The sequence below is a fragment of the Micromonospora sp. WMMD710 genome, assembly GCF_029626045.1.
In the GTDB taxonomy this organism is placed as follows: Bacteria; Actinomycetota; Actinomycetes; order Mycobacteriales; family Micromonosporaceae; genus Micromonospora.
Genome location: NZ_JARUBD010000001.1, coordinates 4514113 through 4529866, shown reverse-complemented (window position 1 = coordinate 4529866; position 15754 = coordinate 4514113). Strand labels below are relative to the sequence as shown.

The window sequence follows — 15754 nt, the reverse complement described above, 5'->3', positions numbered from 1 at the left end:
CCTGGCAGCTGGCCCTAGGTGGGCTCACGTCAGTGGGCTTCCGTGTCTCCCTGCTGTAGCAGTCGGTTGACCTGGGCCTCTGGGGTGCGACGGGATCGCGGTCCGACGGGCGCTGCTGTTCAGGGCCGCCGGGTGAGAAGCTTAAGAACGCCTCGATGCGAGTGACCCGGAAGCGGGCGCCCGAGCACCGCGGTTTCACTACAGCGAAGCCGTAGTGGTGCAATCTTTCCGTGGTGCTTCTAACCCTGGGGCAAAGGGGCCCGGGGACGTGTGAAACTTGCATCGAATTGCCGAGCTACCAGCGGCAAGGCGATTTCAGTCAGGGTCAGCCCGTGTTAGCAGCGACTGGCCTAGTGCAACACGTCCCCGGCTCGCCAACCACGCGACCGGACTCGAATATCAAAGCTCGGCGACTCGCGACGTCCAGTTAGCCCCAACGGCAGGAACGCTGCTAGTCGGTGTGGTGGTGGCGCGAACAACTTGGTTCGCTTGCGGCAGGTCAGCGACCCGCCTGTGCGTGGAACTCCATGACGATCTCCTGGGGAATCCGTCCTCGGTCAGAGATGTTCTTGCCGGCCCGCTTGGCCCACACCCGAATTGCCTTGTTCTGCTCCGGGGAGCTGGCCGCGCTGACCCGCCCCCCGGTGACTCGTCCGTCACCAGCTCCTGCAGGGCCGCGTGCCCGTCCGCCACCAACGACACCGCCCCGGCCGACCCTGCTCCCGTTCGAGGTGTACAGCCCGAAGACCTCGCGCAATTTCCCGGCGTTAGCGCTCGAGAGGTCAATCTCGTAATGAACCCCATCGAGGGCGAACCTGACTGTCTCGTCGGCGTCCCCGCCGTCCAGGTCATCGAGCAGCTTGTGAATGATCTGCTTGGCCACGTCAATACTCCTTCGAACCGAATCGGCAGGTAACTGATAGCACAGTAACCCGCAAACTGCTCCCTGCGAAAGTAAAAGCAGGGTGCTGTCCCCTTGCGGCGACCTCGCAGTGGTGCGGCAGTGACGACTATTGCGAGTCGAGTCGTGCGATCGTCATCGGTAGGTGCACGGCAAATCGCTTTCAGTCATGGTCGGCGACCGACGGATGCTGCTGTCGTCCCGCGCCGCTTGCAGCCCAGGGCGGCCGGCGCATTTCGTCACCTTCTGTAGGCGGGCCATGTCGGATATGTAATTCATAGAATTTTTGCGACCGCCGCCAGATCCGCCGGTGATCAGGGCAGCGGAGAGCCGTCTGGTCCTCGTGACTCGCCGGGTGGCGTGTCAGCCCCTTCGGCACCCTTGTGCCTGTCATTGCTCGACTGGGGCGGTCAGCGCCGGCTGGCCGTCCTCTCAGGGTCAGCGAATTCGGTGTTCTGGCAGCTCAGGGGCGTTCTGCTGCGGTTAGCGTCGAGGGCTCCGACCGTAAGGGGGACCGTCGTGCTGAGCTGGCCCGTGGACCCGGTTCGCGCGGTCGCGGCCCGGTCAGTGCCCGCGCCGCGCAGCGGGTCCCTGTATGAGATGAAGTGGGACGGGTTCCGGGCGGTGGTCTGGCGCGCTGCCGGTGGCGTTCGGATTCAGTCACGTCAAGGTGTTGATCTCACCCGGTTCTTCCCCGACCTGGTGTCCCCGCTGGCGGGTGCGTTGCCGGCTAGGACGGTGCTGGACGGGGAGCTGCTGGTCTGGGACACCCGGCGTGGCCGGTCCAGTTTTTCGTTGCTGCAGCGTCGGCTGACGGCCGGCCACCGGCTGCCGGAGATCGTCCGGAAGCACCCGGCTCATCTCGTCGCGTTTGACCTGCTCCGCGACGGGGGTGGCGTCGAATTACTTGCTCAGCCGCTGGCGACGCGCCGGACGAAACTGGAGCGGCTGCTGCGCGGCGCGCCTGCGCAAATCGCCGTCTGCCCGCAGACCCAGGACCGGGAAGTTGCGCTGGGCTGGCTGGGCGAGCTCGGCGTCGCTGGAGTGGAGGGCCTGGTAATTAAGCCCGCCGCCAGTTTGTATCGCCCTGCCGCTGGGTTGTGGGTGAAGGTCCGCGCTCGTGACACCGCGGAGTTCGTCATCGGTGGGGTGACCGGTGCCCTCGATCGGCCGGTGACGTTGCTGCTCGGCCGCTTCGACGACCGCGGGACTTTCCGTTTCGTCGGCCAGACGCACCCGGTAAAGACCGAGGATCGTCAGGATGTGGCACGTGCGCTGCGCGGCCTGCCATTCCGCGGGCCCGACGCCGGCCACCCGTGGCCGTGTCCGCTGCCGGCCGCGTGGACCGGCAACTTCGCCGAGCGGCAGCCGGTGGCGTTCATCCCGGTAGAGCCGACCCTGGTCGCCGAGGTGGAAGTCGACACTGCGCTCGACGGCCCGTTCGGTCGCGTTCGGCACCGTGGCCGCTTGGTCCGAGTCCGGCTTGATCTTCACCCGCAGGACGTCACCACGGCTCGTGCCGAAGCGCACGGCCGGCTTGCAATCGGTGGAGGCGGCCGGTTGTCAGCGCAAGGACTCAACGGACTGAGCCTGGTATAGCTGAACATTCAGCGCCGGCAGAAGGGCGGGGGCATCCCGAGCCTTCGACCGTCGGCGAGACAGGTCGCGCCCGCAGCCCTAGGCGGCACGCCAGGGTGATGTGAGATGCCGTGTCGGCGCCGCGTGGTCCGGCCGTTCCTCGGCGTCGGATCACCTGTGAGGGCGTGTGGTGGGCGAGACGAGCCGAGGTCGCGAGGACCTGTTTTCAGGCGGAGCGGCGCCTACCCGCTGTGAACCTCCACCCGTAGCGTGGCGTTGCTGCTGCGCCTGCACGACGAACTCGCCCCCGCCACCTCGCGCTCCCCAGCCGTGCATGACCTCGTCACCGAGCTACGCACCCTGCCGACACGGGGCGGGAACGCCGCACTACAGCAACGCAGCGCACCCTCGGCGCGTCCCGAAGGCCGCCCGAACATTTCCATAAGACCCTTAATCTGCAGTCTGCGAAGGGAACATCCGTTGAATGACCACGAGGTGCCTGCAGGAGTCCGTGCCCCGCGGCTGCGCCAAGGGGATCGGGTGCGCATCGTCGCCCCGGCCAGCCCGCCGACCCGTGACGGCGTCGCTCGCGGCGTGAAACTGTTGACCTCGTGGGGGCTTCAGGTCGAGATCGGGCCCCACGTGTTCGACCGGTGGGGCTACATGGCCGGACGAGACGAGGACCGAGCCGCCGACCTGAATTCCGCGTTCCGCGATCCTGGGGTCCGTGGCATCTTCACGGCGCGCGGTGGCAAAGGCGCGTACCGCATCGTTGATGACCTTGACCTAGTGGCCGCCCGGCGAGACCCCAAGCCGCTGGTCGGCTTCAGCGATATCAGCCATGTTCACCTCGCCCTATGGGCGCGTGCCGGGCTGGCCAGCCTACATGGCCCGTTCGCCAATTGGAGCGACGAATGGACCGGACCCGCGTCTGCCGAGGCGCTGCGTAGCGCGCTGATGACAACTGAATCCGTCGTCCTGCAACAGCAGCGGGGCGAGGTCACCACGCCGGTCACCGTGGACGGCACCGCGACAGGGGTCCTGGTCGGCGGGAACCTCGACGCGATCCGTACCGAGACCGGCGCGGGGCTGCCGAGCCTGCGAGGGACGATCCTTTTCCTTGAACACCAGAAAGGCACTGGTCTGGGCGAGGTTGACCGCGCCCTCACCCAGCTCACCCGCTCACGTGCGCTCAACGGCCTGCACGGCGTCGTTCTCGGGCAGTTCCTTGGTTTTGAAGGCGCCGCCGACGACCCGTCGCTCGGCGGGTGGGGCATTATCGACGTCCTGCGTGACCGTCTGACCCGCCTCGGCGTCCCAGTGCTCGGGGGGATCCCAGCCGGACACGGCCTGCACCCCCCGACGATTCCACTCGGCACGATAGCGAACATCGACACTGCCGCCGGCACGCTGACCGTCGGACCGGCCGTTCACTAAACGGGCACCGGCGGCTACCCGCATCGCCTGCGGGGCCGGCGGGGTATCACCCCGTCCTCGTATCGCAAACCGCCAGCGTTCGCCAAGCAGTCGCCGCGGCGGAGCAACCGGCGGTGACTGCTCAGATGAGCTGAATCCTGCCGCATCCGGGTACTCCACTGTCGGGGTAGACCGACTGGCACCTGCCCCGCGTGAGGCGCCCGATCGGGCACCTGGAGGGCGCCGACTACGACGAGGCACGGCAAGGCGTGCCAGTCCTACCGGGTCGTCCGACCGAGCCGTTCAACGCCGCCTGGCACGTTTCGCCGCAACACACTGAGGCGTACCAGGGCCGCCTGCGCCGATTGCGGGAGGCTTCATGCACCACGTGCCGAACCTGACGCAGGGCATGGCGGCCAGCTCCTCCATCGAGTACACCCGCGAGGCTCGAAGGCGACCGGCTACTACATCGACCCCGAGTTCTCAGACGGCGAGGCGCGGTCCTGCTGCCCGCCGAACCCGGGAGTCTGAAAGGGCGACCTCACCGATGCGCATTGACTGGACCGCACTACCCAAGGCCGTCACCAAAGAGGTAGCCGCCCGAGCCGGCGGAACTCACAGCACCCCTGCCACGACCGGTGACCACGCGGTGTCCCGCACCGGGTTTGATGGAGACATCGAAACCTGGGAGGAACACCAGCGATGCCTGCACCGAAGAAGTACAACGATGAGTTGCGTGAGCGTGCGACCCGGTTGGCGGTCGAGGCCCGTCGGGACCCGGCGTCCGCGGTCGGAGCGATCCGGCGGATCGCGGGTCAGCTCGGGGTTCATCCGGAGGCGTTGCGCACGTGGGTGAAGAAGGCCGAGACCGATGCCGGGGAGCGGCCGGGCATGACCAGCAGCGACGCGCAACGCCTCGCCGCGTTGGAACGGGAGGTCCGTGAGCTGCGGCGGGCGAATCAGATCCTGAGGTCCGCGGCGTCTTTCTTCGCGGCGGAGTTGGACCGTCCGTCGCGATGAGGGTCGAGTTCGTCGACTCCCAGCGGGTCGAACACGGTGTCCAGCCGGTCCTGCGGGCGCTCGAAGACACGCCGGCACAGATCGCACCGTCGACCTACTACGCCGCCAAGGCCCGCCCCGCCAGCGCGCGATCTCGGCGCGACGAGGAGCTGACCGCGGTGATCGAGCAGGTCCATGCGGCCAACTACGGCGTCTACGGCGCTCGGAAGGTCTGGCACGAGTTGCACCGCCAAGGGGTGCCAGTGGCCCGGTGCACCGTCGAGCGGCTGATGCGCGAGTCCGGGCTGCGCGGGCTGCTGCGCGACAAAACGCCGCGCACGACCCGGCCGGCGGCCGAGACCAGCCGACCCGCTGACCTGGTCAAACGGGACTTCACCGCTGTGCGTCCGAACCAGCTGTGGGTCGCTGACCTGACCTACGTGCGTACGAATGTGGGCTGGGTGTACGCCGCGTTCGTCCTCGACGTGCACTCCCGCATGATCGTCGGCTGGCAGGTGTCGACGTCGCTCTACACCGATCTGGCCCTCGACGCGTTGAAGATGGCGATCTGGCGCCGCGAGAATCAAGGCGCTGACCTGGGCGGACTCGTGCATCACTCGGACAGGGGAGTCCAGTATCGAGCGATTCGCTACAGCCAGCGCCTCGCTGAGGCCGGCGCCGTCGCCTCGGTCGGCTCGAAGGGCGACTCGTACGACAACGCGATGGCCGAGGCGTTCAACTCCCTCTACAAGGCCGAACTCGTCCGGAACAAGGGCCCGTGGCGTGGGCTCGACGACCTGGAGATGGCCACCGTCGAGTACATCGACTGGTACAACAACCGGCGGCTGCACGGCGAGCTCGGACACGTCCCACCCGCCGAACACGAGGCCCTACACGCGGTAACCCACCCGGTCACCGCATCTCTGAAAACCAGATAACCCACTCTCCATCAAACCCGGGGCTTGACACGGAGATAGCCGCAACCATCACCGGAACGACCGGAAAGGTGTTCGTCAAAGCCGCCCATACCGACTTTGGTGTTCGGTCACTGCGCTTCGAGCTGCGGGTAAGTGAGGCCGTCAGCGGGTCTCACCTACCCGCCGTCGAGTGGCACTTCGAGGCAGATGGCTGGCTGGTGGTGGGCTTCGAGCACTGCGACGGCCCGCACGCTGACCTGTCCCCGGCTAGCCCCGATCTGGATCTTCTCGCTGAAGCACTGACGGTGCTCGGTGAGACACCAGCACCCGATGTGCCGTTGTTCACTCCGACGGCGCGGCTCGGGTTCGAGCACCCGGCAATGGGCGGCAACACGCTCGTTCACACCGACCTCGGCCCGGCCAACCTGATCGTGACCCCGCACGGCCTGCGGATCGTCGATTGGGCGATGGCGACCAAGGCCGCGCCGTGGGTCGAGCTGGCCATGCTCACCCAGTGGCTGATCAGCGCCGGACACACCCCGCAACAGGCCGAACAGTGGCTAGCGCGACACCCCGCGTGGGGGCTGACCGACCCAAAGGCATTGGACTACTTCGCGATGATGAGCGCGGAGAAGTGGGCGTCGAAGTCGACCGGGTCGACCGCGGCTTGGGTGCGGGACCTTGCGGCCTGGACGTCTCAATGGGCGGCTTATCGGTGCCGAACCGGCAGGACCGCCTAACGGTCAACTATCACAGCTGACCCCCTGACCGTTCGCGGGACAGGCGGTGGGTCCACGATGGTGGCGAATCTGCTTTCGTCTCCGACCGGGCTGGGCGGCAAATCCCCGCTGCCAGCGGCTGAGGAGCTTGGCGTGGTTGCCAGACGCTGGGGCCAGCCCATCACCCCCCGGTTCGGCGGGAGCTTGCCCGCAGCACCTGCCGAACCGGCCCGGCCGCCAGCACCAGGCGTAGGAAGATTTGTCAGGACAGTGCAACCTTCTGCGGTGGTGCCAACACGTCATCCATAGTGTCCATTGCACGAGCGGAGCCGATGGCCCGATTCAGGGACTGGGCCATGCCTGCTCGGGCGGTGAGTGGGTTGACGTTGTCGATGCGGTGCGCTGAGCCCAGTGTGGATGCTGTCGGTGGTGCAAGTCCGGTCATGGCTGCCGTCATGTACCGACGTGGTTCTTGATCTGTAGGTCCCAGCCTGGAAGATCGCCATCCTCGATGAGGGTGAGGGTGGGTGTGAACCAATCCACGGCGGGTCGTGCGGCCTGTTCCCATCGGCCGAGCCACGTCCGCAGCGCTGTCAGGGATGCGGAGTCCGGGCTGTCGGCGATGATGGTCGAGTCGGTCAGGATCACAGCGGCTGAGGTTGCGGTGGTGTGGCCGATGCCGCGTATGCCGTCGCGGAGAGCGGCGATACTGCGGTGGTGGCCGCCGACGATGACGGAGAAGGCCGTCCATGACAACCAGTCCAACGGTGCATGGGCGTAGGTTTCCGTGTGACCAGGGTTCAGTAGCAGGTTGAGGGCGGTGCGGGCGCCGCTGTGATGCTGGTCGTCGCGGTCGCGCCAGCTGATGGATATCCACGCTGGCTCGGGCTGCTGGATGCAGTAGTCCACCCAGCGGCCGGGGATGGTCAGCGCGTCGTCGACGGGGACGGCGGTGCTCTGGGCGTATCCGCCGAAGGTGATCGTCTCGATGTGCGGTTGCCCCGCTGTGAGGGTGATGGTCGCGATGAGGGTGGTGGAGGGCTGGGCGGCGATGGGCAGGCAGGCCACGATCCGTCCGTCGGGGGTGAGCTGTTCGACCCACGCTCGGGGAAGCCGTGGGGGTGTGCACCAGGCCACGAGTCGTTGGTAGGGGGCGTGCGGCGGGTAGCCGGCCATTCCGTCGGCGACGTGGCAGGTGATCGTGGTAACCCCGCGTTGGTGATGCAGCCGGTTCGCCCATCCGACCAGGTGATCGCTGATATCGATGCTGGTTACGTGTCCGGTGGGCCCGGCATACGCGGCGAGTAACGCGCCGGAGTATCCCGTGCCGGTGCCGATTTCCAGCACGCGCGCGCTGTCGCCGACGTTGAGGGCGATCACATCGCGGTGGATGGCTTGCGCGGCGGACCGGTGCAGGGTCTCACCGCGGTGCTCGTTGTCGACGTAGTAGTGCTCCGGCACGGCATCGAGCAGTGGATCGGGGACGGTCACCGGACTCCTTCCGCGACGTGTGGCGGCTTGCCCTCAGCACGTTTCGATGGCCACCACCACACGTTCAGCCGGGGCACACCCAGCAGCTGCCCCACCGCGCCCATGCCGAGCCGCCGACGGCCCTCCGGTTCATCCACGCCCGCGATCCTCCGTAACGAAGAGGCTGCCCTGTGTCACTGCCGCACTAGAGTGCCAGAGCAGTCCGACACCGGCTACCCGCTGCCGCCCGCGCGTTTTCGGCCGCAGGCACCGCCGGCGTCGCAAACCAGCTGGGTCGAGAGGGCAAGTGCGTGCCCCTGGCGCTGAGGTCGCCGAGAATCCCAGATCACCCCGGCGCTCGGTCGGGGCGCGGCCGAAGATGACGGTCGTGCCGGCGATGAACCGCGATCCCGTCAGAGGGCGCGCCGCGTCTACCCCTTCGAGCGGTTCTGTCGGCTCGCGCATTCGTACCCGAGTGGCCCCTTACAGCTCGCCGAGGATGCGAGTGCGTTGCTCGGCGTACTCGCCATCGCTGATCAGCCCCTGCTGATACACGGCGGCGACCTGGCGGAGCCGGTCGGCGATCGGGCTGGGCGGTGCAGTTGTCGGGTCGGGGTGGGGATGCGCGACATGGTTGTCGGGATTTAACCCGACAACGTGTTCGACGATCGGCGTGCTGCCTGGGGAGGTTGTGGTGTCGACGGTGCCGGCGATGCTCCAGAAGTGTTCGTCGACGGCGGTGGCGCTGCTGGCGGCGCCAATGAGGTAGCGCAAGGTGTCTGGTTCGCAGTTCAGCACGGTGGTCAATCGGGTGGCGTGGGCGGCGGTGGGTACGAGGCGCCCAGCGAGGATGTCCATCGTCACCGTGGTCGCGATGTCCGCTCTGCTGGCGAGCTCGGTGGGGGAGACGCCGGTGAGCTCGGCGTAGACGCACAGATAGCGGGCCAGCGCCCGGCGCGCTGGTGGTGCCTGCATGTCGATTCCGGCGACGAGGAGCCCGAAGCGGACCCGGCGGCGGGTGGCGGGCAGTTCCGGCAGGTCGATGACCGGCGTCGAGCGCAGGCCGGGCGCGGCCACGAGTTCGAGTGCGACGCACTGGCGGGCGTACTCCTCGCGGAGCGTCGCGACCTCCGCGGCGATGGTACGAACGCGCAGCAGCTCATCGCGTGTCTGGTGGAATTGCACTTCGAGCTGGGTGGCCTGGCGGACCGCTTCGTTGCGGGCGTTCTCCGAGGCACGCAGGTTGCTGACGTGGCGCTCGGTTTCCGCCTTGAGGCGTTCCTGCAGGCGGGCGACTCGGCGTTGCAGGACCGGAATTGAGGGTTCGCTCTCCGGGACGTTGCGCTGGCCGGGTTTACCCGGCGGGCGGCTGACCGGACCGTTATAGCCGTCAGGGAGCTGGCCGCGGGCGCACTGGTACCAGCCCGCAGCGAGGGCCCGGATGCCAGCGGTGTCGCAGCTGTCGGGCAGGCAGGCGATGATCAGCTCGGTCATCTCCCAGGTCGGGCCGAGGCGGTAGCGGCTGAGCTGCTCGGACAGCTTCTGCCGGTTGAGACCGGGGTAGTGCAGCCCTCTGTTGCGGGCGTGTTCGAGGATCTTCGCCTGCCCGCCGACGCCCAGGTAGGCGTCGATGAGCCCGCGCACGTAGAGGGTGTACTCGGCGGCGTCGGGGTTGGCGCACCGCTGGCGGATGGTGACCTCGTCGACGGCGTACGGGCGGGCGTTGCGGCGCGGCGCGGGGTGCTGGCCGGTGCTCATGCGGTCGTCCTTGATGCACGAGGGTGGCCCGACAGCGGTCCATGTTGTCGGGAGTTGGTCCGGACTCCTTTCCCGACATTAGGGACGTCGAGGAAAGTTATCCGCGCCGATCGGTGCTGACTGGCTGGTCGGTCAGGGTGCTCCGTGCTGCTTGGTTGAGCGCCGGGTTAGCGCGGAGCACCCGCCATCTATACATCATGCGAGAAGGCGGTGACAGAGTGCAGCCCTCAACGAGCATTCGGCGGGTTACGACCACCCTTGGCGCACTAGTTGTGGCTTGGCAACGTCGAGCCGGCGCAACCAGTCGTCCAACCCGACCGGCGCGTCATCATCCCAAGCACCGTCGTCCACGTCCGTGGCCGCGGCGCCCACGACGGCGACGTCCCTAGGCGCGGCAGGGTCGTCGAGCCACCGCGTTAACCAACGGTGACGCGCGCCGCCCCGGCGATCGCGAGGCCCGAACGTTTCGCGTCCAGCGTCGAGGGCGGCGCGCCCAGCCCAGCAGCTGTGGGCGGTAGCCGAACCGGATCACACCACCATCCGCTGATCATGCAGGTGGGGGGTCTCCGTCAGATGCCAGGCCTTCCAATACGGCTCGCTTGCCCCCAGTCGTACTGTGAACGCAGGCCTTCGACGTCGGGTGAAGGCGACAGCGCTGTGACGGCAGTACGCGCGGCGATGGCTGCCGTGCCTGGTGCGGAGATCCGGTCGCCGTCACCTGGTAGCGGACCCGGCCCCTCGGGCGCGAGCGCTCACAATGGCGGTCTGCACACTCGTGCGACTGCATTGCAGACGGCAGCAGGGAGGGTGGGCGAAGCCAGTTGGGTACCGACTACGGGGATGGCGACGGCCAGGAGATGGGTGCCACCGAACGGGCAGCGCAGGACGCGTTCGCTCAGTTCGTACGGCACGCAGTTGACGCCGCTCATGACGAGCATGACTGGTCGATCACGCAGGTGGCGGCACGTAGCGGCGTCGGACGTTCCACCATCTTCCGGTGGCTCTCCGGTGACTGGCAGCACCATCCAGAGCTACCCAAGGTGCGGGCGTTCTGCGCGGCCTTGGACCTCCCGCTCGGTGCTGCCCTGCGCGCCCTCACCCCGCTGACCTACAAGACACCGCCGTCGCCAGAGGTGCCCGCGGCGACGGCGATGGAGGTGCTCCTGATGGCCGTGCGCGACCGATTTATCGACCCCCACACCACCTCCGCCGAGAAAGAGCACATTCTTGCCACCTTGCACCAACTCGCGCGCCGGACAACCTCGCGCGCCGGCTGACGGCGCACTGATGAACTCCCATCCTGAGGAGTGGCTGGCCCGACGTCGCGCAGTCACCCGCACCAGCCGGCATCGACTCGCGCTGAGCCGCGGACTGATTTCCGACTCTTCGGTGTGCATTCACGTGCCGCGGCGGTGTGATCTCCTGATCGGCATGTGGAACACGCTGCACGTGGATGTGTCGTTGGAGGATCTGCTGGCCCGACCGGCAATCGGTCCGGGCTACCTCACCCGCGACGAGGCGCGCGCCGGGGTGCAGCAGATCCTCGACGCCGACCCGGCGCTTGGCCGCGCTGCCGGGCAGTGGCGCATGGATGTGCAGCGCGTCCGGGTGGGCTCGCAGACGTGGACGATCTACGAGTACGAGGACGATCCGCAGAAGGCTGCCCTGACTTGGATTGAGGAGTACCACAGGAAATTCCGTGAGGCTGGTGTCGATATTCGCGTGGCGACCCCGGGCAGCTGATCGCCCCGGCGCAGTGGCTAAAACGTCGCGGCGTGCTCGGCGTGTCACGCGACCTCATCGGCAGTGCAAGATCCTTACGGATGACGCTGAGGCGGGGCGGCGTCTGCCCGGGGAATGGGTTGTTGGTTGGAGTGGAAATCGTGTCATCATGTGGCGCATGTCTACTTCTGCGCTGCGGGTGGCTGTCCCCAATAAGGGCTCATTGAGTGAGTCAGCTTTCAGGTTGCTGACCGACGCCGGTTACCTGGTTCATCGGGGCAGCGGCAGGGAGCTGCAATGTAATGATCCTGAGAACAATATGAAGTTCTTTTTTCAGCGGCCCAGGGACATCGCGGTCTATGTCGGGTCGGGGGCGCTCGACGTGGGCATCACGGGTCTGGACCTGCTGGTGGATTCAGCGGCTCCAGCGCGGGAGGTCCTTCGGCTGGGGTTCGCGCGGTCACGGTTCCAGTTCGCTGCCCGCCCCGACGGCCCGCAGCAACTGGCTGATCTCGCGGGTCTCGGCGTCGCCACGAGTTACCCGACCCTGGTCGGGAAATACCTCGCGGATGTTGGGGTGAGCGTCTCGTTGGTGAAGCTCGACGGGGCGGTGGAAAACGCGATCAGCCTGGGGCTGGCCGACGCGATCGCCGATGTGGTGGAGACAGGCACCTCGTTGCAGAACTGTGGACTGGTGACGTTCGGTGAGTCGTTGATGGAGTCCGAGGCGGTGCTGATCCGCAGCGAGACGTCCCGCCAGTCGTCGCGGGCAGGGGAGGCGATCGACGCCCTCGTCGAGCGGCTGGAGGGTGTGCTGACGGCCCGGCGGTATGTGATGGTCGAGTACGACTGCCCGAGTGAGGCGCTCGATGCGGCGTGCGCGTTGACGCCGGGAATCGAAGGGCCGACCGTGTCGCCTCTGGCGCGCGACGGCTGGGTAGCGGTGCGGGCGATGGTCAAGCGCGCTGGTGTGCAGCGCACCATGGATGACCTGAAGCGTGTGGGTGCGCGGGCGATTCTGGTTATCCCGTTGGAGGCGTGCCGGATGTAGCTGAGGCGGTAGTGGACCGGGTCGCGGAGCGCAGCTGGGGCGCTGGAGGGGGCGGTCCTGGACGCGCTGCGGATGATGCCGCTGCGGAACCGGGGAAGCCGCCCTTGCCGACGATGCCGACGACCGTACGGACGCCCGCCTCCGTGGGCAACGGTCCGGGCGGTTGATTTGGATGCGCCGGTCAAGCAGCTAAGCGCCCAAACCAGCGTCTGCCGCGCGTACTGCTCGGTCAACTGACCGTCATGTCGTATCCCCGCTTTATTGTTATCCGCGATTGAGTTGATCTGGGGTCGCTCACGGCTGATGTGAACGTCCCCGCTGGGCCAGCTCCGCGGGCTGCGGATGCCAGGGGAGGGAACGTGCAGGGCGCATTGCCAGAAGAGTCCTCTTTAAACGATGAGGACCGGCGGTTCGACGTCGGCGTGACTGACTCGCGGCGGGCCATGGCGTACGTGGTGGCGCCTGGATCGGATGAGTACATCCGGATCATGACCGTGTTGGAGTCGTCGGTAACGGACCTCACCCCGGCGGAGATATCCGTGGCGGTGTCGGTCAGCGGATCTCCATTGTCAGAGAAGCAGGTACAGGTTCGGCTCGACAAGCTGAAGAGTTGGACGGCGGCGACGGGACGTAGCGACCCGTCTAGGATCCGGCGGCACTCCGACATCTTGTCCAGGAACTGGCGGTGGACAGCGACGCCTGCGGGACGGCAGGTCCACCGCTTCTACACATCGGTTTTGGCAAGCACTCCGACGATGCGGGAAGTGCCACTCTCGAGTCTGGCGCGCATTGTCGAGTCGTTGGAGGCGCTCGGCCCCAAGCTGGTGTTCGAGCCCCGCGATGATCGCCGGATCGCCGAGTTGGTCGGGCGAGTGTTTACCAGCCACGATGATCTCGATGCGGCTCTGGTGGGCGCCGAGGACGCCCTGGCGGGCCTAGCCGATCGTTTCGATCTGGATCAGGACGCGACCGCCGAACTTAAGGGCTTGCTGGTCGACTACGCCACTCAGGTCGCTGGGGAACTGGAACAGGGCGCGGCGCTGGCACACAAGGCCCTGACTAAGCTGCGCCCCTTCTTTACCGAGCTGGCGACGGTGTCGGTGTCAGGTTCACAGGCGCGCGCCTTGATCGAGCGAGGGGCGCTGGCGGCGTCGAAGGGCGGCCAGGTCGGCGACTGGGAAGGCCTGGCCTCCTGGTGCGATCCGCAGACGGGCCGATCTGGCAGGTTCGCCCTGCGTCTCGTTCGTGCTCTGCCGGGAATGCACGCCAACCTCCGGCGTCTGCACAGCTCCGCCGGGTACGCGACCGGCCGCAGCCGGGCGCTGATGCTGGCCCGCGCCTGCGCGGACCCGAAGCATGGCACGGCGATCTTCCTCGCCGCCGTCGGCGACCACAAGTGGCGCAAGTTCTACGACGATGCCGACGACGAGGACTTGCCCGGCAATCCGCCCTGGCGGGCTGGCCCGACCGTGCCGGTGCCGGATTTGCTGCGAACGACCGGCAAGACCGGTTCCCCCGGGCGCCCACCGGCGGCCCGCGATGACAGTGCAGCGCGTGCCACACTCCAGGCCGATCGAGCGCAACGTTTGCAGGAGCATCGGGAGGCGCTGCGCGAGGTTCTGGCAACGCCGCATGGCGAGATGTTGTCGCCACGCGCCGCGAGGACGGCGCTGAACGCGTTGATGGCGGCGGTTCGCACCGGGGTGCACCCGGGACGGCGCGACCGGCGCTCCGCGACGCACGAGGGCCTGTCCTGCACGCTGTTCCATCTGGGCGCGGGAACCGGAGCTGTCATCGCTCCGACCTGGCGCGTGCTGCTGCCCGGCCGCGTCCCGGTGTTCCACCGACCCGGCCAACGGCCGGCCGCGCCGGCGAATACCCGACCTGACCCGGAAGCTCGACCCACCATGCTGATCAACCGTTGGAAGGGCGCAGCGTGAACAGCCTGGGACCGGACAGCGGCACCGGTAGTTCGGCCAAACCGCGGCGCCATCGCCCGGAAGCCGGCTTCGAGGTCGCGGCGGCCTTGCGACGGTTGATGGTCCAACCGTGGCTCATCACCAGCCGCGATGAAGACGCCATCGGCGCGATCCGCCGCAATGAGGAGAAGGTACGCGACCCGATCAACAAGCTGGGTTGGGTATTGATCGTAGAGCGGGACTTCGTCCGACTGCGCAAGTCTCCACCACCGCGCCGACAGGCCTGGGCCGCGACCGGCCCCAAACCGCTGACCTGCTCCTGGTTCTTTCTGCTCGTCGCGGCGGCCGAGGCCATGCCGCCGAAGGTTGGCATCGGCCACCTGGTGAGCGCTGCCCGAGCCGCAGCAGCGGAGGCGGGCCTGCCGGCACCCAACGACCAGGCCGAGCGGTACGCCACCATCGGTGCGTTGAAAATGCTGCACGAACGCGGCGTCATCGAGCGTCTCGACGGTGACCTCAACGAATATCTGACCAACAACGATGCCCCGGTCCTGCTCGCCGTGCACCACCACCGGCTCGCGCACGTGATCGCGAACTTCGGAAGCGGTGATCCGTCGCTCGACCCGCAGGCATGGCTGGATCAGATTGAGCGCGAAGCAGACCCGGCCCGGCGGATGCGTCGCAAGCTGATCGACGACACAGTTGTGTACACCAGCGACCTGGAGCCGGCCGAGGCTGACTGGCTGTCGCGGCGAGTGCGCTCCGACGACGGCCTGCCGCTGGCCACCGCGTTCGGGTTGCACCTGGAACGCAGGGCGGAAGGAGCGGCCTTCGTCGTACCCGAGGACGCCTTTCGCTCTCGAAAAGATCTCGGAGACCGGCCGTTCCCTGCTGGCGGGACTGTCGCGCACGCGGCGCTGTTGCTGTGCGACGTGGCATCGGCTGACGGAATGCTCGACCCCGGCCGACCCGGTTGGCGCGGGCTTGCCCTGGAGGACGTCCTAGACCGGCTGGCCGGATTCGCCACCGTGTTCGGCGACGGGCGTGGCTGGGCCGCCGAGGACGTTGCCGACCTACCCGGACTCGCAGCCAAGGTACGAGGTTTGCTCGACGCTATTGCCCTTCTCCGAGCCGACGACGATGGCACCTGGTGGTTTTCCCCCGCCACAGGTCGATGGGAACCGCCGCCACCGCCGGCCCCCGCCAAGGCCGCTCCCGCGCATCGCCCCGGCCAGTCCGAGGACACCCCCGACCTGTTCGACCAGGCCGCGCCGATCGACCTGTTCAACCAGTGACCTTGCCTT

General features: G+C 67.5%; 12 protein-coding genes and 1 pseudogene. 9 read left to right on the top strand and 4 right to left on the bottom strand.

The genetic code is table 11. From position 1 onward, the window contains the following. Positions 1-499: 499 nt before the first annotated feature. Positions 500-883 carry an Lsr2 family protein gene (locus O7620_RS20830; protein WP_278124560.1) on the bottom strand — a complete coding sequence of 128 codons (384 nt, stop codon included), beginning with the start codon at positions 881-883 and terminating at the stop codon, positions 500-502. A gap of 537 nt (positions 884-1420) precedes the next feature. Between O7620_RS20830 and O7620_RS20825 the strand changes: the two genes are divergently transcribed. From O7620_RS20825 to O7620_RS20810, 4 genes and pseudogenes are all read left to right on the top strand, one after another. Then, entirely contained in the window at positions 1421-2500 is a 1080-nt protein-coding gene (locus O7620_RS20825; protein WP_278124559.1) for an ATP-dependent DNA ligase, read from the top strand. 459 nt (positions 2501-2959) lie between these two features. Beyond that, positions 2960-3916 carry an LD-carboxypeptidase gene (locus O7620_RS20820; protein ID WP_278127082.1) on the top strand — a complete coding sequence of 319 codons (957 nt, stop codon included), beginning with the start codon at positions 2960-2962 and terminating at the stop codon, positions 3914-3916. A 681-nt stretch (positions 3917-4597) separates the two neighbouring features. Further along, positions 4598-5832, top strand: a pseudogene (locus O7620_RS20815) (IS3 family transposase). A 68-nt stretch (positions 5833-5900) separates the two neighbouring features. Further along, on the top strand, positions 5901-6551 hold the full coding sequence (locus O7620_RS20810; protein ID WP_347403777.1) for a phosphotransferase: 651 nt from the start codon (positions 5901-5903) through the stop codon (positions 6549-6551). A gap of 432 nt (positions 6552-6983) precedes the next feature. Here the strand turns inward: O7620_RS20810 and O7620_RS20805 are convergent, their stop codons facing one another. The 3 genes from O7620_RS20805 to O7620_RS20795 form a co-directional block, all read right to left on the bottom strand. Next, complete coding sequence (locus tag O7620_RS20805; protein WP_278124558.1) at positions 6984-8021, bottom strand: methyltransferase domain-containing protein; 1038 nt, start codon at positions 8019-8021, stop codon at positions 6984-6986. Then, on the bottom strand, positions 8018-8158 hold the full coding sequence (locus O7620_RS20800; RefSeq protein ID WP_278124556.1) for a hypothetical protein: 141 nt from the start codon (positions 8156-8158) through the stop codon (positions 8018-8020). The genes O7620_RS20805 and O7620_RS20800 overlap by 4 nt, the downstream gene beginning before the upstream one ends. Positions 8159-8483: 325 nt before the next feature. Then, positions 8484-9758: a hypothetical protein gene (locus O7620_RS20795; RefSeq protein ID WP_278124555.1), complete on the bottom strand. Its 1275-nt coding sequence runs from the start codon at positions 9756-9758 to the stop codon at positions 8484-8486. A gap of 821 nt (positions 9759-10579) precedes the next feature. Here O7620_RS20795 and O7620_RS20790 point away from each other — a divergent pair. From O7620_RS20790 to O7620_RS20770, 5 genes are all read left to right on the top strand, one after another. Further along, on the top strand, positions 10580-11035 hold the full coding sequence (locus O7620_RS20790) for a helix-turn-helix transcriptional regulator (protein WP_278124554.1): 456 nt from the start codon (positions 10580-10582) through the stop codon (positions 11033-11035). A 10-nt stretch (positions 11036-11045) separates the two neighbouring features. Beyond that, positions 11046-11501 (top strand): hypothetical protein, encoded by a 456-nt coding sequence (locus tag O7620_RS20785; protein ID WP_278124552.1) that lies wholly within the window; start codon positions 11046-11048, stop codon positions 11499-11501. Positions 11502-11658: 157 nt separating this feature from the next. After that, a complete protein-coding gene (gene hisG, locus O7620_RS20780; RefSeq protein WP_278124551.1) occupies positions 11659-12531 on the top strand; it encodes an ATP phosphoribosyltransferase in 873 nt (290 codons plus the stop codon). Positions 12532-12890: 359 nt separating this feature from the next. Further along, the gene (locus tag O7620_RS20775) at positions 12891-14471 is read left to right on the top strand and encodes a DUF2397 family protein (RefSeq protein WP_278124550.1); all 1581 of its coding nucleotides are present in this window, start codon (positions 12891-12893) and stop codon (positions 14469-14471) included. Continuing rightward, the gene (locus O7620_RS20770; RefSeq protein ID WP_278124549.1) at positions 14468-15745 is read left to right on the top strand and encodes a DUF2398 family protein; all 1278 of its coding nucleotides are present in this window, start codon (positions 14468-14470) and stop codon (positions 15743-15745) included. Before O7620_RS20775 ends, O7620_RS20770 begins: the two co-directional genes overlap by 4 nt. The last annotated feature ends 9 nt before the right edge of the window (positions 15746-15754 follow it).